Annotated in this window: 24 protein-coding genes; 16 read left to right on the top strand and 8 right to left on the bottom strand. The window is 59.2% G+C overall.

Annotated features, from left to right (window positions below; all coding sequences use genetic code 11):
• Nucleotides 1-23: 23 nt before the first annotated feature.
• Both QO231_RS08705 and QO231_RS08700 read left to right on the top strand, forming a co-directional pair.
• Nucleotides 24-722 carry an SDR family NAD(P)-dependent oxidoreductase gene (locus QO231_RS08705; protein ID WP_394356589.1) on the top strand — a complete coding sequence of 233 codons (699 nt, stop codon included), beginning with the start codon at nucleotides 24-26 and terminating at the stop codon, nucleotides 720-722.
• A gap of 81 nt (nucleotides 723-803) precedes the next feature.
• Nucleotides 804-1,337, top strand: coding sequence for a DUF2478 domain-containing protein (locus tag QO231_RS08700; RefSeq protein WP_316775191.1), 534 nt, complete (start codon nucleotides 804-806; stop codon nucleotides 1,335-1,337).
• A gap of 179 nt (nucleotides 1,338-1,516) precedes the next feature.
• On the opposite strand, the gene QO231_RS08695 is transcribed toward QO231_RS08700, so the two are convergent.
• Complete coding sequence (locus tag QO231_RS08695; protein WP_316775189.1) at nucleotides 1,517-3,199, bottom strand: hypothetical protein; 1,683 nt, start codon at nucleotides 3,197-3,199, stop codon at nucleotides 1,517-1,519.
• Between the two features lie 124 nt (nucleotides 3,200-3,323).
• Between QO231_RS08695 and QO231_RS08690 the strand changes: the two genes are divergently transcribed.
• Nucleotides 3,324-3,662, top strand: coding sequence for a hypothetical protein (locus tag QO231_RS08690; protein ID WP_316775187.1), 339 nt, complete (start codon nucleotides 3,324-3,326; stop codon nucleotides 3,660-3,662).
• Nucleotides 3,663-3,692: 30 nt separating this feature from the next.
• On the opposite strand, the gene QO231_RS08685 is transcribed toward QO231_RS08690, so the two are convergent.
• The gene (locus tag QO231_RS08685) at nucleotides 3,693-4,346 is read right to left on the bottom strand and encodes a hypothetical protein (protein ID WP_316775186.1); all 654 of its coding nucleotides are present in this window, start codon (nucleotides 4,344-4,346) and stop codon (nucleotides 3,693-3,695) included.
• Between the two features lie 141 nt (nucleotides 4,347-4,487).
• Between QO231_RS08685 and QO231_RS08680 the strand changes: the two genes are divergently transcribed.
• Nucleotides 4,488-5,885, top strand: a complete 1,398-nt coding sequence (locus QO231_RS08680; protein WP_316775184.1) for an amidase family protein — start codon at nucleotides 4,488-4,490, stop codon at nucleotides 5,883-5,885.
• 12 nt (nucleotides 5,886-5,897) lie between these two features.
• Here QO231_RS08680 and QO231_RS08675 read toward each other — a convergent pair whose 3' ends face one another.
• Nucleotides 5,898-6,551, bottom strand: coding sequence for a GntR family transcriptional regulator (locus QO231_RS08675; protein WP_316775182.1), 654 nt, complete (start codon nucleotides 6,549-6,551; stop codon nucleotides 5,898-5,900).
• 139 nt (nucleotides 6,552-6,690) lie between these two features.
• Between QO231_RS08675 and dctP the strand changes: the two genes are divergently transcribed.
• From dctP to aqpZ, 8 genes are all read left to right on the top strand, one after another.
• A complete protein-coding gene (dctP, locus tag QO231_RS08670) occupies nucleotides 6,691-7,677 on the top strand; it encodes a TRAP transporter substrate-binding protein DctP (protein WP_316775179.1) in 987 nt (328 codons plus the stop codon).
• 53 nt (nucleotides 7,678-7,730) lie between these two features.
• Entirely contained in the window at nucleotides 7,731-8,279 is a 549-nt protein-coding gene (locus QO231_RS08665; protein ID WP_316775177.1) for a TRAP transporter small permease, read from the top strand.
• Nucleotides 8,279-9,595: a TRAP transporter large permease gene (locus QO231_RS08660; protein ID WP_316775174.1), complete on the top strand. Its 1,317-nt coding sequence runs from the start codon at nucleotides 8,279-8,281 to the stop codon at nucleotides 9,593-9,595. The genes QO231_RS08665 and QO231_RS08660 overlap by 1 nt, the downstream gene beginning before the upstream one ends.
• Nucleotides 9,592-10,839 carry a malonyl-CoA decarboxylase gene (locus QO231_RS08655; RefSeq protein WP_316775172.1) on the top strand — a complete coding sequence of 416 codons (1,248 nt, stop codon included), beginning with the start codon at nucleotides 9,592-9,594 and terminating at the stop codon, nucleotides 10,837-10,839. The genes QO231_RS08660 and QO231_RS08655 overlap by 4 nt, the downstream gene beginning before the upstream one ends.
• A gap of 11 nt (nucleotides 10,840-10,850) precedes the next feature.
• Nucleotides 10,851-12,362 carry a malonate--CoA ligase gene (locus tag QO231_RS08650; protein WP_316775170.1) on the top strand — a complete coding sequence of 504 codons (1,512 nt, stop codon included), beginning with the start codon at nucleotides 10,851-10,853 and terminating at the stop codon, nucleotides 12,360-12,362.
• Between the two features lie 260 nt (nucleotides 12,363-12,622).
• Complete coding sequence (locus QO231_RS08645) at nucleotides 12,623-13,729, top strand: porin (protein ID WP_316775169.1); 1,107 nt, start codon at nucleotides 12,623-12,625, stop codon at nucleotides 13,727-13,729.
• A 180-nt stretch (nucleotides 13,730-13,909) separates the two neighbouring features.
• Nucleotides 13,910-15,241: a trigger factor gene (gene tig, locus QO231_RS08640; RefSeq protein ID WP_316775168.1), complete on the top strand. Its 1,332-nt coding sequence runs from the start codon at nucleotides 13,910-13,912 to the stop codon at nucleotides 15,239-15,241.
• Nucleotides 15,242-15,412: 171 nt separating this feature from the next.
• Complete coding sequence (gene aqpZ, locus QO231_RS08635) at nucleotides 15,413-16,102, top strand: aquaporin Z (protein ID WP_316775167.1); 690 nt, start codon at nucleotides 15,413-15,415, stop codon at nucleotides 16,100-16,102.
• A gap of 63 nt (nucleotides 16,103-16,165) precedes the next feature.
• Here the strand turns inward: aqpZ and QO231_RS08630 are convergent, their stop codons facing one another.
• Entirely contained in the window at nucleotides 16,166-16,639 is a 474-nt protein-coding gene (locus QO231_RS08630) for a lytic transglycosylase domain-containing protein (protein WP_316775165.1), read from the bottom strand.
• A 167-nt stretch (nucleotides 16,640-16,806) separates the two neighbouring features.
• Between QO231_RS08630 and QO231_RS08625 the strand changes: the two genes are divergently transcribed.
• Nucleotides 16,807-17,241: a DUF1330 domain-containing protein gene (locus tag QO231_RS08625; RefSeq protein ID WP_316775164.1), complete on the top strand. Its 435-nt coding sequence runs from the start codon at nucleotides 16,807-16,809 to the stop codon at nucleotides 17,239-17,241.
• On the top strand, nucleotides 17,238-17,837 hold the full coding sequence (locus tag QO231_RS08620; RefSeq protein WP_316775163.1) for an isopropylmalate isomerase: 600 nt from the start codon (nucleotides 17,238-17,240) through the stop codon (nucleotides 17,835-17,837). Before QO231_RS08625 ends, QO231_RS08620 begins: the two co-directional genes overlap by 4 nt.
• A 62-nt stretch (nucleotides 17,838-17,899) precedes the next feature.
• Here the strand turns inward: QO231_RS08620 and rplI are convergent, their stop codons facing one another.
• The 3 genes from rplI to rpsF are packed head-to-tail and all read right to left on the bottom strand — an operon-like array spanning nucleotide 17,900 to nucleotide 19,163.
• Nucleotides 17,900-18,541: a 50S ribosomal protein L9 gene (gene rplI / locus QO231_RS08615; RefSeq protein WP_316775162.1), complete on the bottom strand. Its 642-nt coding sequence runs from the start codon at nucleotides 18,539-18,541 to the stop codon at nucleotides 17,900-17,902.
• 11 nt (nucleotides 18,542-18,552) lie between these two features.
• Complete coding sequence (gene rpsR, locus QO231_RS08610) at nucleotides 18,553-18,780, bottom strand: 30S ribosomal protein S18 (RefSeq protein WP_138165171.1); 228 nt, start codon at nucleotides 18,778-18,780, stop codon at nucleotides 18,553-18,555.
• Between the two features lie 29 nt (nucleotides 18,781-18,809).
• Nucleotides 18,810-19,163 carry a 30S ribosomal protein S6 gene (gene rpsF, locus QO231_RS08605; RefSeq protein ID WP_316775157.1) on the bottom strand — a complete coding sequence of 118 codons (354 nt, stop codon included), beginning with the start codon at nucleotides 19,161-19,163 and terminating at the stop codon, nucleotides 18,810-18,812.
• 307 nt (nucleotides 19,164-19,470) lie between these two features.
• Between rpsF and QO231_RS08600 the strand changes: the two genes are divergently transcribed.
• Nucleotides 19,471-20,058 (top strand): YceI family protein, encoded by a 588-nt coding sequence (locus QO231_RS08600; RefSeq protein ID WP_316775156.1) that lies wholly within the window; start codon nucleotides 19,471-19,473, stop codon nucleotides 20,056-20,058.
• 123 nt (nucleotides 20,059-20,181) lie between these two features.
• Nucleotides 20,182-20,772, top strand: a complete 591-nt coding sequence (locus QO231_RS08595) for a YceI family protein (RefSeq protein ID WP_316775154.1) — start codon at nucleotides 20,182-20,184, stop codon at nucleotides 20,770-20,772.
• A gap of 93 nt (nucleotides 20,773-20,865) precedes the next feature.
• On the opposite strand, the gene QO231_RS08590 is transcribed toward QO231_RS08595, so the two are convergent.
• Nucleotides 20,866-22,131 (bottom strand): cytochrome b/b6 domain-containing protein, encoded by a 1,266-nt coding sequence (locus QO231_RS08590; protein WP_316775153.1) that lies wholly within the window; start codon nucleotides 22,129-22,131, stop codon nucleotides 20,866-20,868.
• Nucleotides 22,132-22,222: the final 91 nt, after the last annotated feature.

Raw genomic sequence — 22,222 nt, 5'->3', positions numbered from 1 at the left:
TGGGCCGGGCCATGGCAGAGCGCTTGCAAGGGCGTGGCTACCGCACGATCCTGCTGGATCTGAACATCGACGGCGTGCCCAGAACCGAGCTTCAACTGCCCATAGCCTGCGATCTTACGGACCAGGACCAGCTTGCCGCTGCCACCGACCGGATTCGGCGCGACTATCCGGAGATCGACCTGGTGATCTATAATGCCGGCATCACGCAGATCAGCGCCTTTGGAGACATGCAGGAGTCAGCGCATCGCAAGATCTTCGAAGTCAACTATTTCTCTGCGACGGCACTTGCGGGTGCACTGTTGCATCCGGTGCGCGCGGCGCACGGTACACATCTGGCGATTTCCTCGGTGGCCGGGTTCGCACCGCTGTTTCATCGCACGGCCTATGCCGCATCCAAACACGCGCTCGAGGGGTTCTTCAAGTCCCTGCGCTCCGAAGAGGTCCAATATGGGGTGCGCTGCCAGATTGCGGCCCCTTCCTTTATTGCGACGAATGTCGGAAACCCAGAGTTTCGCGCAGACGGCACATCCCGCCCCGGCGCGGCAACCGACGGGTTGGGCGATATTACCGCCGAACAGGCGGCAGACACAATTCTGCGCGGATTGGACCGGGGGGCACCGTTGATCCCGGTGGGACGTGTGGCGTGGCTTGCCTGGTGGCTCAACGGGTTGTCTCCCCGCCTGTTTCAGCGCCTGATGGAACGCAAGTTCCGCGACATCTGACTGCCCGGTTCCAAAACGGCTCTTGCCCGGGCAGGCGATTTCCGGCACCACATTCATGGAATGGAGCAGGAGAACTCGTCGATGGCACTGGCCTATATCAGAACCATGGCGCGTGGGCAGACCGACATTTTGCTGTCAGAGCTCGCGGACCAGCTGATTGCACGGGGTCTGTATGTTGGTGGCGTGGTTCAGTCCAACACCACCTGCACCGACAACGACCTCTGTGACATGGATGTGCGGGTGATGCCGGACGGGCCGGTCTTCCGCATTTCACAATCGCTGGGCACCGGGTCGCGCGGATGCCGGTTGGATTCCGCTGCACTGGAACAGGCCGTCGGTCACGTCGCGCAGTCGTTGAACCCGACGCAAGGACGGTTGCCGCAGGTGCTGATCGTCAACAAGTTTGGCAAGCACGAAGCGGACGGGCGCGGATTTCGCCCGCTGATCGCGGATGCCATGATGGCCGGGATTCCGGTTTTGACGGCGGTGAACCCGACAAATCAGGCACAGTTTCAGGACTTTGCCCAGGGCATGGCGACCTGTTTACCTGGACAGCTGCCCAGCCTGCTGGATTGGGTCTCGGAGGTTTGCATTCAGACAGGGTTGACGGTCTGATCCGATCCGGGGGTCACCCAGAGGGGGTGAGGAACACGATCCGAAGCGCTTGGCCTGGGTCATGCAGCGCGTTGCTTCCATAGCGTTTTGCGCTGATCCTCGCTTACCTATTATGGCCGAAATCATGGTTCTCAACGTGGCAGGTGATACCAGATACGCCAAGTCAACCGCGAAACGTTCTAGCCATTGCCGATCAGAAAGGCCGCTTCCAACTGGCGGATGAGGCTTGCTTGCAGCTCATCATGGAAACGCCGGTTTCTGACGAAACCTATGAGGTCGGCGTCCGATCTCAAATCTTTTTGCGCCAGCAATGCGCGGTGTTCGGCCATCATTTCAAGTTTCCCGTTGCGCGCCGCCGCCAGGTATTTCAACAGCAATTCCGTTTCAGATGTTTGCGTCGTCAGAGGTTCGGTCGCTGCCAGCGCGGCCGCGTCATCCGCCTGCATCGCCGCAAAGAAGGCCGGGGTAACGAAGAAGCCACTGGGTGGCGCATTCTCGAGATCAATTGCCTGTTGCGCCAGATCGAGCCCCTCGGACCAAAGGCCGAAAAACTCTGACAGGAGCGATCCGATCAGGGCCAGCGTTGCCGGATGCCGTGGGAACATCTCCCTCAGCTTTCGGCCAAGTTGTTGGGCGCGAACCAGGTCCTGATCCGGTGCCTGTACCGACAGAACCACACCCGCCATCAATGGCGCGTTTCGCAACGGCGCCAATTCAAGGCTTCGGTCGATCGCGACGCGGGCATCCTTCCAGGAATCGCGTCCTGGCCGCGGATTGCGGCCAAAGCGCACTTCATCCATGTAGAGGACACCCAACGCGGCCCAGGCCTCGCCGAATTCGGGAAACGCCTCGACCGCATCCTCCAGGCAATCGCGCAGCCTCAGATGTTCCGCCCGCGTGGGTTCGACGACATATTGATAGGTGCTTATGAAACAGAGGAACCCCTCGAGATTTGCCTCGGCCTTGCGCGCGTTCCGGGCAACGATCAGGTCGGGGGAAATGCCGTTTTCGGATCCCAGGCTCGACGCAATTCCGCTTGTGATCTTGAGATGTGTTTCCTGTATGTGCTCTGCCGTCGTCGGGATCGAGTAGGATTTGCTCCAGACCAGCCGCTCGCCGGGCAGGGAAATCAGCTGGGAATTCGTTTGCAAGTTGTCGCCCTGCCACAACAGCTGGCTCTTGAGTGCATAGTCGGCGCCGATCTCTTCTGGATCCAGTGGCGACACGACTGCGATCCAGGGATAGGCGGACAGGTCCAGCGTCAGCTCTGTATAGAGGCCGAACGCCACCTTTTCGAGGTTCGGTTGATCGCCCGCCGCCTCGAAAGGCATGACTGCAATGCGCAAGACAGGATAGGTTACCGTTTCATCCGACGTCGGGGCCGGTCGCAAGGTGTAGTAGAGCAACGGCAGCGCGATCAGAATCGGCAAGACGAACACCGCCCAGCGAAACGGGCGCACCGCCTGTGGTGCGGCCTCGACAGCGGGACCGATGTTCGGCGGTTTCAGCGTCGGCCGATACGTGCCCTTGGGAATGTCAATCGTCCAGAGGTCCGGGTCGTCGTGTTCACCATAAAAGATCCGCAGACCATCGCGCAGCCGCCCGATTTCGACCCTGACGATACTGTCCGAATTCGGATCAAAGTCTTCATCCCGTCCAAATACATCCAGGGCGATGGCGTAGGCCTTGATCTTGTCGCCCTGACCCGAGGTTTCCAGATCCACGAGATAGCGGAGCAGATTGGCGCGCCGTTCCGAATGCCCAAGCGCCCCCGAGGCCAGAACGGTCGTGAGCGTGTGCTCGATTCCATGCGATACATCGCCTTCGCTCTTGTCCCTGTTGGTGCTGTCCAACTCTGTCACGTTTTGGGGGCCTCAAGTTAAATGAATGTAAATCAATGTACTGTTTGTCTTGTTGCGGTGTACGTACTTACACTTTGCTTGGTTTTGTCGTTCTTCCGCCTCGGGTACAAGCGGGGAATTTGAGATGACTGACGATGACAAGGTCGAAATCGAAGATGCGATCACGCAAGGGTTTGATGGTAAAATAATAGAGGAATTGTATCGATTGGCAGAGATAGTTCAATCCACCGAGGGAAACGGTGACAGCGAACGCAAACGCATTGCTGCGGAACGGATGGCGGACATCCTGCAGACGTCTGTCGCGGCCAATCCTCCGCGACCAAAGCGCAATGCCGAACATCGTTGGATCCTCGATGTGCTGCTTGACCTTGTTCAGTATGCGGAAACCTATGATCTGGAAGATGTCGACAAGATACTCAATGATGCACGCTTTAAGACGACTCAAATCCTGAACCGGAAATAGCAGTTCTGCAAACGGTTTCTGTGGTTGGCCTTATCCGCCTGCAGTTGCTTGGCGCTGGCTTTTGCGGGCTTGCGTCGTCACCTTCGAGATCAGAGCATAGTCTTCGCGCGGCATCACGGTGTCGCGCAAGGCCAAGAGCACCCGGTTGGCCGAGGTCGTCAGCACATCCGCCGTCACAAGGTGGCCGCGGCCCGACATCAGTGTGATGCAATGGGTGAGGCGCGCCCGAATGTTTGAGCTTCCGACTTCCACAATTGTGCGAAACTCGATCGTGGCATTCTCGCCTTCGACACGGATGCTGGACGGGCTGTCGTGGATCATGTCGGGAAAACGGTATTCGTCGCCGGATATCAGGTCACCCACGGCCCTGATGGTTTGCTTGTGGCAAACACCGTCGACCACTTGAACCTGGTCCAGAAAGACGCAGTGGCAGGTTTCGCTTCTCCAGTCTGGACGGGTTGGAAAGTCCGCAGCAGGACCCGCGGCAACTTCTGAAACAGTTGCCTGAATACCAGAATACTCTTGATTGGCCACCATCGCCTGCAAAACCTTACTCACATTCATCATTTCACGTGTTAACCGAACAACACGAAAATGGAATATCAATTTGTTCACAATGTGACGAGTTTGTTGAATTGTTGCACATATCCGCCAGTTGTGATCGGGTGCAAGACCGCGCACCATCTGTGGTGGAATTCACAACGCGAAGCTCTTGTCAGGGGCGTTTCGCGAGGACGTCATGTGATCCAGGCCCCGCCCGACCTCAAGGCCGTTGATCACAGTGTGCATTATCCGGCAGTCTGTGATCAGAACCGGGAGGGGATCATGACGCAGTTATGGAAATCGACGGCCTCTGCGCTTGCGCAGGCCGTAAGATGCAAACAGGTTTCGGCCATCGAGGTGACGCAAGCGCATCTGGACCGCGCGGATGCCATCAACGCCCTGATAAACGCGGTGGTCGACAGCTTCCATGAAGAATCGCTGGATGCGGCGGGGCAAGTCGATGCGCAGATTGCACGGGGTCAGGATCCGGGCCCACTGTGCGGCGTTCCTGTAACGATCAAGGTCAATGTCGATCAGCAACGCCACGCCACCACGAACGGGCTGAAATTGCAGGAAAACCTCGTCGCCCTTGAGGATAATCCGGTGGTTTCCAACCTGCGCAAAGCCGGTGCCGTGATTATCGGGCGCACCAACACTCCGGCCTTTTCCCTGCGGTGGTTCACGCGCAACAATCTGCATGGTCAAACACTCAATCCACGCGATCCGTCGATCACGCCGGGCGGCTCGTCGGGCGGTGCGGGCGCGGCGGTGGCCGCCGGGCTGTGCGCAATCGGTCATGGCACCGACATCGCGGGTTCGGTCCGGTATCCGGCCTATGCCTGCGGCTTGCACGGGTTGAGGCCCAGCCTTGGTCGGGTGCCTGCGCACAATGCGACCGGTGGTGATCGGTTCATCGGGGCCCAGATGATGGCGGTGTCGGGACCGCTGGCGCGCAGTATCGAGGACATCCGCCTGTCGCTCGCCGCCATGTCGGCGCGCGACCCGCGTGATCCCTGGCAAACCGTCGCACCGTTGGATCAGGGGCCGTTCGAAAAGCGCGCGGCGCTGACTCTGGTGCCCGATGGCATGGAGGTCGCCGACGACGTGCAGGCGGCGCTGCTGGACGCGGCAGAGCGGCTCCGTGATGCGGGATGGACCGTCGATCAGGTGGATTGCCCGCCGATGCAGGAGGCGGCCCGCATCAATGCGATCCTCTGGATGGCGGAAAACCAGTTTGCGGCGGGCGACATGATCGCAAATGAGGGTGAACCCGATGCGATGTTTGTCGCAGCACAGATGATTGCGGACGCCGGAGCGATCGACCTTGAACGTGTCATGATGGCTCTGAAAACCCGCGTCGGGCTGATCCGCGAATGGGAGCAGTTTCTGGGCCGATACACGGTTCTGCTCTGCCCGGTTTCCGGCGAGCTGCCGTTTGAACAACAACTCGACGTGCGATCCGAGGCAGATTTTGCGCGGGTGTTTCGCGCGCAGCTCACGCAACGGGCGCTGCCGACGCTCGGGTTGCCGGGGCTGTCGGTCGCGACGGGGCAGGTGAACCAGATCCCGGTTGGTGTGCAACTGATCGCGGGCAGGTTCAGGGAGGACGTGTTATTCGCTGCGGGGACGGCTATTGAGCAGGCTGGCCCGGCAATTGCCATAGCCGAGCCGAACGCGTGAAAAATCAGCTATCTATGGCGTCTTGGTGATGCTGGACATGAGGTGGTGGAACTTCTCCCCTTGCACCGCCACATGACCGCGCATCGCGTCTGCAGCGCCAAGGGAATCACCGTCTCTCAGGGCCGTGACAATGGTTTCGTGTTCGGCCATCGACTGTGCCATGCGACCGCGCAGATGCAGTTGGATACGCCGGTATGGCTTCAGACGATGCTGTAGTCGCCGCGCTTCCTTGGCCAGAAAGCTGTTGCCCGACTGCTGGTAGATGGTCTGATGAAACCGCTCGTTCTCTTGATAGTACCTGTCGATATCTTTGGCTTTCATGGCCTGAAGGCACTCTTGGTTGATCTCGTCCAGTTCCACGAGCGCCGTGTCCGAGATCCGCATCGCGGCGAGCCGGGCGCAAGCGGCTTCGATCTCGGCCATCGTTTCGAACATTTCCATCAATTCAACTGGTCCGGGCTGCGCAACGAACACGCCGCGACGGGGAATTTGCACCGCCAGCCCGGATGCGACCAGACGCTGAAAGGCCTCACGGATCGGAGTCCGTGACACGCTGAACTGACCTGCCAGTCGGATTTCGTCCAATCGGTCTCCGTCCGTGAACGCGCCGGTAAAGATCATCTTTTCCAACTCGTCGGCTATCAAATCGGCGCGGCGCATATCCATTCACGAATCCTAGTATCTCGCTTCTTGGTACGCAATACATATATTATTGTATACAAAAAGCTTGACTTGGAATGACCCAACCCGAACACTGTCGTGCAGGGGTCTGGATTCGAGACGCCGGGCATCATGGGAGGAAAAAATGAAAACCAATTTGCTGACAGCCGCCGCATCAGCGGCGCTGATGATCATGGCAGGCACGTCTGGTGCTACCGAACTGCGCCTGTCGCACCAATGGTCGAACAAGGATGTTCGCCATCAGGTCGCCCAGATTGTGGCTGACGAAGTTGCGGCGGCGGATGTTGATCTGGAAATCAAGATCTTCGGCTCCAAGTCTCTGTTCAAGCCCCGCGAACAGTACAAACCCCTGTCGCGTGGCCAGCTGGATATGACGGTTTTTCCGCTGTCCTATGCCGGAGGACAGCAACCCGCCTACAATCTGACACTGATGCCCGGTCTCGTGAAAAACCACGATCACGCCGCGCGCCTGAATCAAAGCCCGTTCATGGAGGCGATCCAGGCCACGATGGCCGAGGATGACGTCATGGTGCTGGTGCATGGCTATCTGGCGGGCGGTTTTGCCGGCAAGGACAAATGCATCACCAAACCCGAGGATGTTCAGGGCCTGCAGACCCGCGCGGCGGGCAAGGCGTTTGAACAGATGCTGGCGGGAGCAGGGGCGTCTATCGCGTCGATGGCCAGTTCGGAGATCTACAACGCCATGCAGACCGGCGTTTTGAACGCGGCCAATACCTCGTCGTCATCCTTCGTGTCCTATCGCATATACGAGCAGGTGGCCTGCTATACCCCGGCGGCCGATGTGGCGCTGTGGTTCATGTATCAGCCGCTCTTGATGAACAAATCGACGTTCGAGGGCCTGACCGAGGCCCAGCAAGAGGCATTGCTCGCGGGTGCCGCCAAGGCCGAGACGTTCTATCTGGAAGAAGCCAAGAAGCAGGATGCCGCTTCGGTCGAGGTGTTCCGCGACGCCGGAGTGGAGATCGCCGAGATGACGCCCGAGGATTTCGAGGCGTGGCGCGCGATCGCCATGGAAACCAGCTATAAATCCTTTGTCGAGTCTGTTCCGGACGGGCAGGACCTGCTGGACAAGGCGCTGGCTGTTGAATGAACGACCCGGGCGGCCCCAACGGGCCGCCAGCCCGTCGAGCAAGGGAAAGCCGCATGTCAGGCCACAGTAGCGCCGCCGCCGCCAGGACCGGGAACAGCCGGATTCTGAGGGCCATTGCGGGTCTCTCGACTTTGGCCGGCTGGTTCTCGGCCGCGATGATCGTGCTGGCGGTCGCGATCACCTGCCAGATGATTTTCGTCCGCTTCGTGCTGAATGGATCAACCATCTGGCAGACCGAGGCGGTGATCTATCTGATGGTGGCGGCCACGCTGATCGGGTTGCCGTATGTGCAGCGCCTGCGAGGGCATGTGAATGTCGATCTGGTCCCGCTGTCGCTTCCGATGCGGGCGCGCAAGGTTCTGGCCATCTTTACCCTGTCGCTTTCCATCGCCATCGTCGCGGTGATGCTCTGGTATGGCTATGACTACTGGCATTTCGCCTGGGCGCGGGGGTGGACATCCGACACCGTCTGGGCGGTGCGTCTTTGGATTCCCTACCTGGCGTTGCCGGTCGGGTTTGGCCTCTTGCTGCTTCAACTCGCCGCCGATCTGGTCGCGGTCATCACCGGTGCCGATGCGCCGTTCGGGCTGGAGGACCGCTGATGGACCCGCTCGTGCTCGGCGCAGCTGTCGCAATCGTCACCATCCTCGTGCTGTTTTCCGGAGTTTCTGTCGCCCTGGGTCTGCTGATCGTCTCGGCGGGATTTCTCATTACCTTTGACGGGATCCGCAGCCTCGAACTCATGCCGGAAATCCTGTTCGGCAAGCTTGACAATTTTGCCCTGTTGTCGATCCCGATGTTCATCATCATGGGGGCGTCCATCGCCTCGACCCGAGCGGGCGCGGATCTCTATGAGGCGCTGGAGCGCTGGCTGACGCGCATCCCCGGCGGGCTGGTGATCTCCAACCTTGGGGCCTGCGCGTTGTTTGCCGCCATGTCCGGATCCAGCCCTGCCACCTGTGCCGCGATCGGCAAGATGGGCATCCCCGAAATGCGAAAACGCGGCTATCCCGATGGGGTTGCTGCCGGTTCCATCGCGGCTGGCGGCACGCTGGGCATACTGATCCCGCCCTCGGTCACGATGATCGTCTACGGTATCGCCACGGAAACCAGCATCGGTCGCCTGTTTCTGGCGGGCGTGTTTCCCGGCCTGCTGCTCGTCGGGTTGTTCATGGCCTGGTCGCTCTATTCGACCTGGCGTTCGGGCAACACCGCGCTGCTGAACTCGGGCAGCTACACCTGGAAAGAGCGGTTTGAGATCCTGCCCCGCGTGTTGCCCTTTCTCGCGATCATTCTCGGCGTTCTCTACGTCATGTACGGCGGCATCGCGACACCATCGGAAACCGCCGCCGTCGGCGCCTTGCTGTGCCTTGTGATTGCCATGGTGATCTACAGCCTCTGGCATCCGCGCGACTTGTGGGTGGTGCTGCGCGACTCAACCCGCGAGAGCGTGATGATCCTGTTCATCATCGCCGCCGCCGGGGTGTTTTCATACATGCTCTCCAGCCTCTTCATCACCCAGTCCATCGCCGAATGGATCGGTACGCTGGATGTGAACCGTTGGGTGTTGATGGGGGCGGTCAATCTGTTTCTGCTGATCGCGGGCTTTTTCCTGCCGCCCGTCGCCGTGATCCTCATGGCCGCGCCGATCCTGTTGCCGATCATCACCTCCGCCGGGTTCGACCCGATCTGGTTTGCGGTGGTTCTGACCATCAACATGGAAATCGGCCTGATCAGCCCGCCGGTCGGTCTGAACCTCTATGTCATCAACGGTATCGCGCCTGATATCTCGCTCAAGACCATCCTGCTCGGCTCCTTGCCCTACGTTGCTTGCATGGTGCTGGCGATTGTTGTCCTATGCCTGTTTCCCGGAATCGCCACATGGCTTCCTGACGTTGTGATGGGAATAGCAAGATGAGCCGACTGTCTGATTTGATGTCCACCGTCTTTGCGCGGCGCTATAGTCGCGCGACCGAGCCTGACCGTACCGGTCGCAGCATAGAAGAGCTTTGCGAGGCCCTGCTGGGCAGTTCCGGTGAAGTCTCGGGCATGATACTGGCACGCCATATTCTCGATCGGTATGCGGCACTGGATGATAACGGCAAACGCGGGTTCTTTGGGTTCCTGACGGCCCAACTCGGTATCGACGCCGAGGCCGTACGCACGACCCTCGCGGCGTTCGAGGCGACACCCACCAAGGCAACCTACCGCGCCTTTCTCGGGGCATCGGAGGCGCGCCGCCAGGAACTCGCCCGGCGGCTCAACCAGGTGCCCGGCGCTACGGGTCAGCTTGTCGAGATGCGCAAGGATCTGTTGCGCCTCATGCGCGATGCGCCGGAACTGGCCGTTGTCGATCTCGACTTTCGCCATCTTCTGGCCTCGTGGTTCAATCGGGGTTTTCTGGTCTTGCGTCCGATCAGCTGGGAAAGTCCGGCGGAGATCCTTGAAAAGATCATTGCCTACGAGGCGGTGCACGAAATCGGCAACTGGCAGGAATTGCGCCGCCGCGTCCAGCCTGAGGATCGCCGCTGTTTCGCGTTTTTCCATCCCAGCATGCCCAGCGAGCCGCTGATTTTTGTCGAGGTTGCGCTGACCCGCGGCGTCGCGTCCTCTGTTCAGAACGTCCTCAGCGAAAAGCGTGACATCATCCGCGCCGACGATGCGGACACTGCCGTGTTCTATTCGATCTCGAACTGCCAAGAGGGACTCGCGGGGATATCTTTTGGCAATTCGCTGATCAAGCAGGTGGTTGCCGATCTCTCGCGCGAATTGCCGGGGCTCAAGACATTTGTCACACTCTCACCGATCCCCGGTTTGACCCGCTGGGCCTCCGAAACCGGCTCGGATCTGCCCGACAACTCCCCTGAACAACAGTGCCAGCGCGCGGCGCATTACCTGTTGACGGCAAAACGGGGGGATGGCGCGCCCTATGATCCGGTGGCGCGTTTTCACCTGGGCAATGGTGCGCTGGTCCATGCCGTGCATGCGGAAGCGGATGTATCCGCGAACGGGCTCGCCCAATCAGGCGGGGCCATGGTCAATTATCTTTATGACCTGTCCTTGATCACCCAGAACCATGAACGCTATGCCAGCAAACAGACAATTGCTGCCTCGCCAGAAGTGACCGCATTGGCGCGGGCGGCGCAAAAAACGGCTGTTTGAGGGCTCAAACCATGGCAAATCCACTGTATGACACGCTGTTCGGGCGCTATTACGGGCAAGACACCGTGTTCCTGCACCTTCAGGACGGTCGCACTGTTACCCATGCCGCGTTTCTGGAGCAGGCCGCACAATTCGCTCATGTCTTTGCGGAACTTGGTGCGCAGCCCGGCGATCGGCTGGCGGTGCAGATCGAAAAGTCACCCGAAGCGCTCGCCATCTATTCGGCTTGCGCCCAGTCCGGCATCATCTTCCTGCCGCTCAACACCGCCTATACCGCGGAGGAAGTCACCTATTTCGTCGAGAACAGCGGTGCGCGCATCCTGATCTGTGACGGGGCCAAGGCGGAGGCGCTCGGCCCGGTTGCAGACGCGTCAGGCGCCACGCTGGAAACACTGAATGGCGATGGCACCGGAACGCTGCCGGACAAGGCCCAGGGCAAGCCAACCGCCTTTGAAACCATGCCGTGCAGCGCCGATGATCTTGCCGCCTTTCTCTACACGTCGGGCACCACGGGCCGCTCCAAGGGCGCGATGCTGACTCAGGCTAATCTTCTGTCCAACGCCGAGGTGTTGGCCGATTACTGGCGGTTTGATGAGACCGACGTATTGCTCCACGCGCTGCCGATCTTTCATACGCATGGACTGTTCGTTGCCACCAACATCGCGCTGATCACGGGGGGCTCGATGATCTTCCTGCCAAGGTTCGATCTTGATCAGGTCCTCGCGGACCTGCCGCGCGCCACGGCGATGATGGGCGTGCCCACGTTCTATACCCGTCTGCTAGGCGATGCGCGGTTTACCCGTGATCTGGTCAAACACATGCGCCTTTTCGTTTCGGGGAGCGCGCCGCTGCTCACCGATACCCATGTCCAATTCGAAGATCGAACCGGCCATCGTATCCTTGAACGCTATGGCATGACCGAAACCAACATGAACACCTCCAACCCCTATGACGGCGATCGCCGTGCCGGAACGGTGGGCTTTCCACTGCCGGGGATCGAACTCAAGATCACCGACGCCCAAAGCGGTGCAACGATACCTGATGGTGAGGTCGGTCAGATCGAGGTGCGCGGCCCGAACGTGTTCAAAGGCTACTGGCAGATGCCTGAAAAAACCCGTGAAGAACTGCGCGAGGATGGCTTTTTTATCACCGGCGATCTCGGGATGATCGACGATCAGGGATATGTCCAGATCGTCGGGCGCAACAAGGATCTGATCATTTCCGGGGGCTATAACATCTACCCCAAGGAGATCGAGCTGGTTCTCGACGACCAGCCGGGCGTGCTTGAAAGCGCTGTGATCGGTGTGCCTCATCCGGACTTCGGTGAAACCGTTGTCGGTGTTCTGGTGGCCGAACCCGGCGCAACGCTTGATACCGAGGCTGTTGCGGCTGCTGTCTGTCAATCGCTTGCCCGTTTCAAACATCCCCGAAAATTGGTGATCCTGCCGGAATTGCCGCGTAACACGATGGGAAAGGTTCAAAAGAACCTTTTGCGCGACCAGTTCGGTGCCCTGTTCATCTAGGTATTGCAGGGTTGAGGCCGCAATCGGTGGTCAGTGGCGCGGTGCAATCCTGTTGGGTCGCGATCTCGACGCAAGGATGATCTGCCCGCCAACCGCGCGAATGCGAAACTCACACGCATAACGTGAGTTAGTTTGTCACAATCGTGCAAAAACGACAGCATTCCGATGCCTTGCGCGTTTACTTGGCGACAAAAGGTGCGACAGTTGTGATGTCACCCACTTGGAGAAAATTCCTCTCCTAATAACGTGCGAGGTTCGATATGCATCCCATTGTTCGTAGCCTGACGATTGTATCACTGTTGCCCATGGCCAATGCGGCCGCAGCCGAAATGAAGTATGAAAACGGAAACGGGGGCAGCGTCCTTCTGTATGGCCAGCTTGACCCCGCCTATCTGTCCTTTGATGATGGTGTTGAAACCACTTCTGATTTTGTCGACAACAGCGCTTCCAACAGCCGCGTCGGCATTTGGGTCCGCCAAGACTATGGCGCAAATGTTCTGTCATTCAACTTTGAGACGGCGCTGGGATTTCGGCAATCTGGCAGCCTTTCCCAGATCTTCACGCCCAAGGCGGTCAACTGGCAGCGGACAAGCATCCGCAAGGTTGATCTGAGTCTCAAGACGGATCGCTTTGGTACTTTCTATGCGGGACAGGGCAGCATGTCGACGGATGGCGTTGCTGAGGTCGATTTGTCCGGCACAACGCTGGCAACCTACGTGAGTATCCCTGATACCGCCGGCGCTTTCGAGTTCAGGGATAGTGCGGGTGCGTTATCCGGGCGCTTCATCGCCGGCTCCTTCAGTGATTTCGATGGCGCGAGACTGGGCAGGGTTCGTTATGACACGCCAACCTTTGCGGGTTTCACGCTGTCGGCCTCTTGGGGCAAGGAAATCCTGGCGCAGGACAGTGATTTTGAATCCGCTGCGATCGCGCTTCGGTATGCAAACACCATTGGCGACTTCCAGGTCCAGGGCGCCCTTGGGTATGCGGACGCGAAACCGTCAAGGAACGTTGCAAAATTCAAGGACACCATCGGGTCCGTCAGTGTTCTGCACGCCTCGGGCGTCAGTGTCACCTTGGCCTCGGGTGACCGTTCGGACGCTGGCAACTATACTTATGGCAAGCTGGGGTACCAAGGTAACTGGCTGAGCATCGGCACGACGGCTATGTCTGTCGACTATTATCGCGGCAGGGAACGAACAGCAGACGGGTCGTCGGCGACATCCGTTGGCTTTGGCGCGGTTCAGAGCTTTCACAACGCGAATGTGCATGCCTATCTGGGCTATCGTACCTATGAGTTGACCGAACCTGATGCCAGCTATCAGGATGCGTCTTCCGTTATCTTTGGTGCACGCTGGAAGTTCTGAACCGACAGGACCACAATCCAGGATCATGAAACGCGCCTTTCGGGCGCGTTTTTCTTTGATAACCATGACCGCAGGAGTTTCGCGCCTGAATGCCTCTTGCGCCGCGCCGCCCCGACCAATAGAAGGCCCCAAATTCGCAAGGGTGCGCAGGGCGCACACCGGAACCTATGGGGAAACACGATGCAGGTCACCGAGACGCTGAACGAAGGTCTGAAGCGCGGTTACGCGATCACCGTCACCGCCGCCGAACTGGACGATAAGGTCAATGAGAAACTGACCGAAGCCCAGCCGGAAGTGGAGATGAAGGGATTTCGCAAGGGCAAGGTGCCCATGCCACTCCTGAAAAAGCAATTCGGCCAGCGTCTGATCGGTGAAGCGATGCAGGAAAGCATCGATGGCGCGATGAGCGAGCATTTCAAGGAAAGCGGTGATCGTCCGGCGATGCAGCCCGACGTCAAGATGACCAATGAGGATTGGAAAGAGGGCGACGACGTAGAGGTCGAGATGTCCTACGAGGCGCTGCCCGAGATCCCTGAAATCGATCTGAAATCGATCACCCTGGAAAAGATGGTGGTAAAGGCCGACGATACAGCGGTCGAAGAGGCCCTGAGCAATCTGGCCGAAACCGCGCAAGATTTCAAAGCGCGCAAGAAAGGCACCAAGGCCAAGGATGGCGATCAGGTCGTTCTCGATTTCGTCGGCAAGGTCGATGGCGAGGCCTTTGAGGGCGGCTCTGCCGAGGACTATCCGCTGGTTCTCGGGTCCAACAGCTTTATTCCGGGTTTCGAAGAGCAGCTGGTTGGCGTGAAGGTCGAAGAGGAAAAGGACGTCACCGTCAGCTTCCCCGATGACTACCAGGCCGAGCATCTGGCCGGCAAGGAAGCCGTGTTCAGCTGCACCATCAAAGAGGTCAAGGAACCGGTTGCCGCCGAAATCAACGACGAAATGGCCAAGAAGTTCGGTGCCGAAGATCTCGCGGCGCTGAAAACCCAAATCGGTGAACGTCTTGAAGCGGAGTATGCCGGCGCGGCCCGTGCCGTGATGAAACGCGCCTTGCTGGATGCGCTGGATAACATCGTCTCCTTTGACTTGCCTCCAAGCCTGGTCGAAGCCGAAGCCAAGCAGATCGCGCATCAGCTGTGGCACGAGGAAAACCCCGATGTCGAAGGTCACGATCACCCGGAGATCGAAACCACGGATGAGCACACCAAACTGGCCGAGCGCCGCGTCCGTCTGGGCCTGCTGCTGGCCGAACTGGGTCAAAAGGCAGAAGTCGAAGTCAGCGACGCAGAGATGACCCAGGCGATCATGAACCAGGCCCGTCAGTATCCGGGTCAGGAGCGCCAGTTCTTTGAGTTCGTGCAACAGAACCAGCAGATGCAACAGCAATTGCGCGCGCCTCTGTTCGAAGACAAGGTCGTGGACTATGTGTTTGAACTGGCAAGCATTACCGACAAAGAGGTGAGCAAGGACGATCTGCAAGAGGCTGTCGAGGCAATGGAAAACGAATAGTCCATTTGCAATTCGGATGACAATGGCCGCCCGATGGGCGGCCATTTTTTTGCCAGTGCTGTAGCCACGTTTTTGGGGCCTGTCACCAAAACGCGCGATATCCGGAAAAATTCTTTGGTGTCCGGACGGGACAGGGTAAGACTATCACAGTTATGTGAACTGGAGAGACTGATGTCAAAGAAGATGATGGCCGAGTTTTTCGGCACCTATTGGTTGGTGTTCGGAGGCTGTGGCAGCGCGATCCTCGCGGCTGGTGTGGCAAATGTCGGGATCGGATGGCTTGGCGTCAGCCTGGCCTTTGGTCTGACCGTCCTGACCATGGCGTTTGCAGTGGGCCATATTTCGGGCGGTCACTTCAACCCGGCGGTCACGCTGGGGCTGGTTGTCGGCGGACGTCATCCGGCAGGAGAGCTGTTGCCGTACTGGGCCGCTCAGGTTCTTGGCGCGATTACCGCGGCGGGCACGCTCTATATGGTCTTCTCTGGCACGGCTGATTTTCAGGGCGTGGGCGGCTTTGCCTCGAATGGTTTCGGTGATGCCTCGCCTGAAAAATACGGTATGATGTCGGCCCTCGTGATCGAAATCGTGCTGACCGCCTTTTTTCTGATCATTATTCTGGGCGCAACGTCTTCGGGCGCACCGGCCGGGTTTGCACCCATCGCGATCGGACTTGCCCTGACCTTGATTCACCTGATCTCGATCCCGGTGACCAACACGTCGGTCAACCCCGCCCGATCAACCGGTGTCGCGCTCTTCGCTGATGGGCCTGCCTTGTCGCAGCTTTGGTTGTTCTGGCTCGCACCGCTAGTCGGGGGCGCCTTGGGCGCGGTGATCTGGAAGATGATGACCACCGACGACTGACACCGGGTCAGAGAATGGGTACGGGCCGCAGCTTCTGCGGCCCTTCCAATGGGTTTGCGGCGACTACTGCTGAACCAGCCCGGTCTCGACCAACATTCCGCGCCGTTTGGCCTCGTGCCAATAGCCGCGTGAATAGTGTTTCACCGCGTTGTCATAGCTGCCGTCCGAGATCAGCCATGCTCCGCGCAGGTATTTTCCCGCGTATTTAAGGTTGGTCTCTGCATCCAGCAAATCCTTGGGTTTGCCTTTGAACCCCATCGACCGGGCCGTCGCGGGCAGGATTTGAAGCAGGCCGTAATAGGGGCGATTGACCGCCGCTGGCCGGTGGGTGCTCTCGCGGATTGCAAGGCGATGCACCAGCGGGCGTGGCACCTCGTAGAGATCAGCATACTCGTTGATCAGGGCCCTCAATTCCGGCGTTTCGTTCGGATAGAGCGGGGGGCCGGCGGGCGGGGCTTCGGGCGCTGTGGCACATGCAGATGTGGCAAGACATATGGCGATCACGGCCAGCGCACGACGGCGGGACAGTGGTAACATGAAATGAAGAATCCAGTCGTTAATCCGGAGGGCAATTTACTGATCAGATTGTCCGAGGCAAGCTGTGGTTTGACTCACATGGGTTATGGGCGACGGATTGCCGATGGTGGGCTTGTTCTGGCTCACGCGGCACGCCAAGCTGCGCTCTAGCTGCAGAGGGGAAACGGATGCCGCACCTGGGATTTAAAAAAGAGGACTACGAGGCGTTCAAGGCCAATGATCGTGCAGGGCCGATTCACATGCTGAACCTCGTGAGACTGCGAGAGCGGGCCGTTTACGAGGACGGAACCGAAACGACCGGGCGGGCGGCCTATGCCGCCTACGGGCGTCTGAGTAGCCCGATATTCGAGCGGGTGAAGGGGCGTATCGTCTGGCGTGGCGCGATGGAGCAGATGCTCATCGGGCCGCCCGAACAGCAATGGGACCTGTGTTTTATTGCCGAGTATCCGCAACCGGGCGCGTTTCTGGAGATGCTGAAAGACCCCGACTATCGCATTGCGATGGCCCATCGTCAGGCGGCGGTCGCAGATTCCCGGCTGACCCGTATGGCTCCGCTCTCGGTCGGAGCGGGGTTTGGCGGCGGCGATGCAGGAGGCGAATGAGCGCGATGCTGTCAGCCGTCGGACAATGCCTGAGTGAAAACTGGTCGCCCACGATCGGCGATCCGAGCGTGATGGGCTGGATAACCGTCGCGGCCTATGGGCTCGCTTCGGGCCTGTGTGTTTTGGCATTCGGGAGGCAATCATCGCGTCGTCTGAAGGTCTTTGGCTTTGGTCTCGCGGTGTTGCTGGCTCTGTTGATGGTGAACAAGCAGCTGGACCTTCAATCGGCCCTGACAGCTGCGGCACGCTGCCTGTCGCAGTTGCAGGGATGGTACGAAGACCGGCGTGCGATCCAGATCGGGTTCATCCTTGTGCTCTTGCTGTATTGCCTGGGTTTCGGGCTCTTCGTGGTGTGGATCATGCGGCGGCATCTGGGGCAGATCTGGTTGATGCTGCTCGGGCTGATCCTGTTGCTCGCCTTCATCGCCGTTCGCGCGGTCGGGTTTCATCATTTCGACGCGTTCATCAGCTCCCAGATCAGCAATGTCAGGATGAACTGGGTGCTGGAATTGGGAGGGTTGGCGATGATCGCGGTGAACGCGATCTGGATACTCTTCACAGGTCGCGGGCAACGGATCTCGGGCAGAGGTCGCTGACGAAAAAACCGCGCGGGGCAGGGCCGCGCGCGGTTCGATCTGGTTGCGATCCGATGAACAGATCAGGCCTTGGAGGCGTCGTCCTCGTCGGATTCTGCAGCGGCGCCGTCGACACCAGCCGCTTCGGCAAGTGCGTCGTCGTCCGATGCGGCCGTACCGATATCATCAAACAGTTCCGCAATCTCGAATTCGGCCTCGGCCTCCTCTTCTGCGGCCAGTTCCTGAATCGATTTGCCAGAGGCCTGCAGTTCGGCCTCTTCGGGCGAACGGGCGACGTTCAGCTTGATCTTGACGTCGACTTCGGGGTGAAGGTTCACTTCGACTTCGTGCAGGCCCAGTGCCTTGATCGGGATGCGGATCAGGACTTGCTTGCGATCAACGGTGAACCCGGCTTCGGTTGCGGCATCGGCTGCGTCACGCGGAGTGACAGAGCCGTAAAGGTTGCCGCCGTCAGACGCCGAGCGAATCACGACGAACTGCTGACCGTCGAGCTTTTCGCCAAGCGCCTCGGCTTCCTTGCGGGTTTCGAGGTTGCGCGCCTCGAGCTGCGCTTTCTGTTCGTCGAACGCCGCAATGTTCGATTTGCTGGCGGTCAGCGCCTTGTTCTGCCGCAGCAGAAAGTTGCGCGCGTAACCCGGTTTGACGTCCACGACGTCGCCCATTTGGCCCAGCTTTGCGACACGTTCCAGAAGGATGACTTGCATGTGCTTTCTCCTTACTTGACGGCGTAGGGCAAGAGGGCGAGGAAGCGTGCGCGCTTGATGGCGCGGGACAGCTCGCGTTGCTTCTTGGCCGATACGGCGGTGATACGGGACGGAACGATCTTGCCGCGTTCGCTGATATAGCGCTGCAGCAGACGTGTGTCTTTGTAGTCGATGGCCGGTGCGTTGTCGCCCGAGAAGGGGCAGACTTTGCGGCGGCGGAAAAATGGTTTGGCTGCCATGATTTACAGTCCTTTTCTCAAGCTAATGATCAACGGCGCTCGCGACGGTTGTCGCGTTCGTCGCGTTTCTGCATCTGGACCGACGGGCCTTCTTTGTGCGCGTCGACCTTGATGGTCAGAACCCGCATCACGTCATCGTGCAGACGCATCAGGCGTTCCATTTCCTGTACGGCCGGTGCCGGTGCATCGGTGCGCAGGAAGGCATAATGGCCCTTGCGGTTCTTGTTGATCTTGTAGGCCATGGTCTTGACGCCCCAGTATTCCTGGTCGACTAGCGCGCCGCCGTTGTCGGACAGCACGGCTCCAAAATGTTCGATAAGGCCTTCAGCTTGCGTGTTGGACAAATCCTGACGCGCAATCATGACATGCTCATAGAGTGGCATGTGGACTCCTGTTCTTGTTTCAAGGCGCATTTCAAAGGTGGGGCCAATGTCCTTTCGCGGCCCCGCCACGAGAGACTGCGCGGTTCAGATTGTTGCGAAAGGAGCGCTCCGTATACACGGATCTCCATTCAGGGCAAGTCCGGGATGATCCGCTGTTTCAAAGGTGTTTCACGCCAAGTGACAAACCGGTGTGGCACTGTTCATCTGCTCACAGCTCCTGTGGAGATTTCCCGAGTTGGGTTCCGCGTCCAAACCCCTAGATGTCGTGGGTGAATGACCCCCTGATCCCCGAGAGGAACATGAGAACATGAGACCCATCCTAATTGCTGCCGCCCTTGGCCTCGTTGCGACGACGGCTGCTGCTGAGCCAGAAACCTACACCCTGGATCCCAGCCACAGCCAGGTGCTGTTCAGCTACAATCACCTTGGCTATTCCACGACCTGGGGCATGTTCTCGGGCTTTGAGGGCAAGATCAGCTTTGACACCGAGACGCCGGAAGCGTCGAGTGTCGAAGTGTCGATGCCCGTCACCTCGATGTTGACCGGCTGGGAAGACCGCTTCAAGCACTTCATGTCGCCGGACTTCTTTGATGCCTCTGATGCGGAAATGGTCACATTTGCGTCCACCGGCATCGAAGTGACCGGAGAGAACACCGCGCTGATCACCGGGGACCTCACGCTGAACGGGGTGACCAAAGAGATTGTTCTGGACGCCAAGCTGAATCAGGCGGGGATGCATCCGATGGCCAACACCCCCTGGGCCGGGTTTGACGCGACGACGCAGCTGATCCGATCCGATTACAACCTCGGCAAGTTTGCGCCCTTTGTGAGCGATGAAGTCGAGTTGAAGATCTCGGTCGAGGCTCAAAAGGCAGCGGACGGCAACGCAGGCTGATCGGCCAGATCTCCGTGGGCCCGATTTGGGCCTGCGGATTTTTTCGCTCTTCGGTCTTGTTCCTTGAGCGCCATCAGAGCAACCTTACTGAGATAGGACGGCTGAATTTGTCTGGAGGGATAGATGAGCAGGAAAACGATTGCAGCAGGATTGTTGGCCGCATTTGCGTTGGCTTCTGCAGCGCAGGCAGAAACCTGGATGGTGGATCCGGAGCACACAGAGGTGCGGGTCTATTGGGATCACGCGGGGTTTTCCGAGCAGTCGCTTGAGTTTACCGAGGTTGACGGGTCCCTCAATTTCTCGCTTGATTCTGTGCCGAGTTCGACGGCATTTTTTGCGATCCCGGTCAGCAGCATGGAAACCGGGGTCGAACGGTTCAACAGTGATCTGTGGAGCGATACGTTCTTTGACGTGGCGAACTTTCCCCTCGTCAGTTTCAACTCGACCTCTTTTCAGCAGGTCGGACCAACGCAGTTGAAGGTCAAAGGCGATCTGACAATCAAGGACGTGACCAGGGAGGCCGAGTTCGATGTCACAGTTCACAATGTGGGCGAACATCCGGTCGGCAAGTATTTCAAGTATTTTGCGGGCACCTGGCTTGGCGTGACTGCGGTCGCGACGATCAAACGGTCAGAGTGGAACATGGGCGCCTTTGTGCCGATGGGTTCAGATGAGATCCGGATCGTGATCAATTCAGAACTCAGAGCGCAGTAGGGTGCTGCTCTCTTGGCGATGGAAGAGGTGAACCGTGCCCCCCGTCGGGAGACGCGAGCGCAGCGATCTTCGGGTTTGACCCGGTGCCCCTGATCATTCGGTCGCGGGTGCGCGGGTGGCGGTGAGCGAAATGGTAACATCCACGGCAAAGCCCAGAGACGCCTCATCGGGCATGTTGGCCCCGATTCCGTAGTCGAGCCGTTCAAGCGTCAGCGCGCCGGTCATGGTTGCGGTCTTGCCGGCCAGTTCAAGGTCGAATGGCAGGGTCACGAGGATCGTCACATCGCGAATGGTGAGCGGCCCCGCAGCGACATAGCCGGTTTCGGTCTTGGTGATATCGGCGGTGAACCGGGCGTCGGGGAATCTCTCGGCATCAAAGAAATCCGGCCCCATCGCCTGCTGGGTGACGCTGCCCAGTGTGAGGGACGGGATTGCGATGCTGACGTCGACGCGTCCGGCCGGACCGGGCGTGTCGGGGTCTTCAAAGGTGATGTCGGCAGTCCAGTCGTCGAACTGCCCTGAGACGGCGCTGCCCATCTGTGTAATCGAGATTGCAAGCGATCCTTCGGTGACTTGCCAGCCGGTTGGCTCGGCTTGGGTAGTCTGGGTCGAGGTGGACTGTTCCGGGGCGGGCGCGGGCGTTGCACGCGGTGAATGCGGCGTAAACAGCCCCAGAGTGGCAGCGATGCCGAGTGCTGCGGCCCAGGTGGCAAGTGCCGCAACAAATGGGAGTGCCGTGTGGGCTTTGCCCGTGGCGGGCGGGGCCATATCACCGCCACCGGGCAGCATCCGGCGCAAGGTTGAATCGCGGTCGATGATCTGATGTTTCAGCGCGCCGGCGATATGCAGGATGAGCGACACCAGAAGAACTCGTTCCAGCACCATATGGAGGGTGGCAAAGAGGTCGGAGATGGCCTTGTCCTTGGGCACGAAAGGCAGATTTTGGCCAAAGGGCCACCAGATCGGTGCGAACCCGACCGTCGCGGCATGGTGGATCCAGCCGGTCAGAGGAACAAGGAGTAGCGAGCCATAGAGCAGCCAATGCACGGTTTCGGCCAGAAATGATTCAAGACGGCGCTTCGGGTGCAGCGGGGCGGGCTTTGTCTGGGTGATGGCCCAGAGTATTCGGGCAAGTGCCACGAAAAAGATCAGTACGCCGGTGGTCTTGTGCATCGAGAACAGAAGCGCGGTGCGCAGGATGTCGTCCTCGGTGCTGGTGATCTCTGGGTTGCGCAGGTCGTGCGCCATATCATGGGCAATGACGCCAAGGGGAATCACGCTCAGTATCAGCAACGCGGTGAGCCAGTGAAAACTCATGCTGACTGTGCCGTAGCGGGCGGGGGTGTTTTGCAGTGCCATCGCTTCCTCCGCGTGCGGTCTTCGGAAAGATAGTGAATTTGAGCGCGGGCACAACGGCGGCCCTGCACACGCCGCGCGCGCGCCTGCACAC

It is taken from the genome of Sedimentitalea todarodis (assembly GCF_032595355.1).
GTDB classification, from domain to species: Bacteria; Pseudomonadota; Alphaproteobacteria; order Rhodobacterales; family Rhodobacteraceae; genus Sedimentitalea; species Sedimentitalea todarodis.
This window is presented reverse-complemented; position numbering and strand designations above follow the sequence as displayed.

What these genes read in the sequence shown, in the direction of transcription:
- QO231_RS08700 (WP_316775191.1), top strand. Translation starts at nt 804, where the DNA reads ATGGCACTGGCCTATATCAGAACCATGGCGCGTGGGCAGACCGACATT.
- QO231_RS08690 (WP_316775187.1), top strand. Translation starts at nt 3,324, where the DNA reads ATGACTGACGATGACAAGGTCGAAATCGAAGATGCGATCACGCAAGGG.
- QO231_RS08685 (WP_316775186.1), bottom strand. Translation starts at nt 4,346, where the DNA reads ATGGTGCGCGGTCTTGCACCCGATCACAACTGGCGGATATGTGCAACA.
- QO231_RS08680 (WP_316775184.1), top strand. Translation starts at nt 4,488, where the DNA reads ATGACGCAGTTATGGAAATCGACGGCCTCTGCGCTTGCGCAGGCCGTA.
- QO231_RS08675 (WP_316775182.1), bottom strand. Translation starts at nt 6,551, where the DNA reads ATGGATATGCGCCGCGCCGATTTGATAGCCGACGAGTTGGAAAAGATG.
- dctP (WP_316775179.1), top strand. Translation starts at nt 6,691, where the DNA reads ATGAAAACCAATTTGCTGACAGCCGCCGCATCAGCGGCGCTGATGATC.
- QO231_RS08665 (WP_316775177.1), top strand. Translation starts at nt 7,731, where the DNA reads ATGTCAGGCCACAGTAGCGCCGCCGCCGCCAGGACCGGGAACAGCCGG.
- QO231_RS08660 (WP_316775174.1), top strand. Translation starts at nt 8,279, where the DNA reads ATGGACCCGCTCGTGCTCGGCGCAGCTGTCGCAATCGTCACCATCCTC.
- QO231_RS08655 (WP_316775172.1), top strand. Translation starts at nt 9,592, where the DNA reads ATGAGCCGACTGTCTGATTTGATGTCCACCGTCTTTGCGCGGCGCTAT.
- QO231_RS08650 (WP_316775170.1), top strand. Translation starts at nt 10,851, where the DNA reads ATGGCAAATCCACTGTATGACACGCTGTTCGGGCGCTATTACGGGCAA.
- QO231_RS08645 (WP_316775169.1), top strand. Translation starts at nt 12,623, where the DNA reads ATGCATCCCATTGTTCGTAGCCTGACGATTGTATCACTGTTGCCCATG.
- tig (WP_316775168.1), top strand. Translation starts at nt 13,910, where the DNA reads ATGCAGGTCACCGAGACGCTGAACGAAGGTCTGAAGCGCGGTTACGCG.
- aqpZ (WP_316775167.1), top strand. Translation starts at nt 15,413, where the DNA reads ATGTCAAAGAAGATGATGGCCGAGTTTTTCGGCACCTATTGGTTGGTG.
- QO231_RS08630 (WP_316775165.1), bottom strand. Translation starts at nt 16,639, where the DNA reads ATGTTACCACTGTCCCGCCGTCGTGCGCTGGCCGTGATCGCCATATGT.
- QO231_RS08625 (WP_316775164.1), top strand. Translation starts at nt 16,807, where the DNA reads ATGCCGCACCTGGGATTTAAAAAAGAGGACTACGAGGCGTTCAAGGCC.
- QO231_RS08620 (WP_316775163.1), top strand. Translation starts at nt 17,238, where the DNA reads ATGAGCGCGATGCTGTCAGCCGTCGGACAATGCCTGAGTGAAAACTGG.
- rplI (WP_316775162.1), bottom strand. Translation starts at nt 18,541, where the DNA reads ATGCAAGTCATCCTTCTGGAACGTGTCGCAAAGCTGGGCCAAATGGGC.
- rpsR (WP_138165171.1), bottom strand. Translation starts at nt 18,780, where the DNA reads ATGGCAGCCAAACCATTTTTCCGCCGCCGCAAAGTCTGCCCCTTCTCG.
- rpsF (WP_316775157.1), bottom strand. Translation starts at nt 19,163, where the DNA reads ATGCCACTCTATGAGCATGTCATGATTGCGCGTCAGGATTTGTCCAAC.
- QO231_RS08600 (WP_316775156.1), top strand. Translation starts at nt 19,471, where the DNA reads ATGAGACCCATCCTAATTGCTGCCGCCCTTGGCCTCGTTGCGACGACG.
- QO231_RS08595 (WP_316775154.1), top strand. Translation starts at nt 20,182, where the DNA reads ATGAGCAGGAAAACGATTGCAGCAGGATTGTTGGCCGCATTTGCGTTG.
- QO231_RS08590 (WP_316775153.1), bottom strand. Translation starts at nt 22,131, where the DNA reads ATGGCACTGCAAAACACCCCCGCCCGCTACGGCACAGTCAGCATGAGT.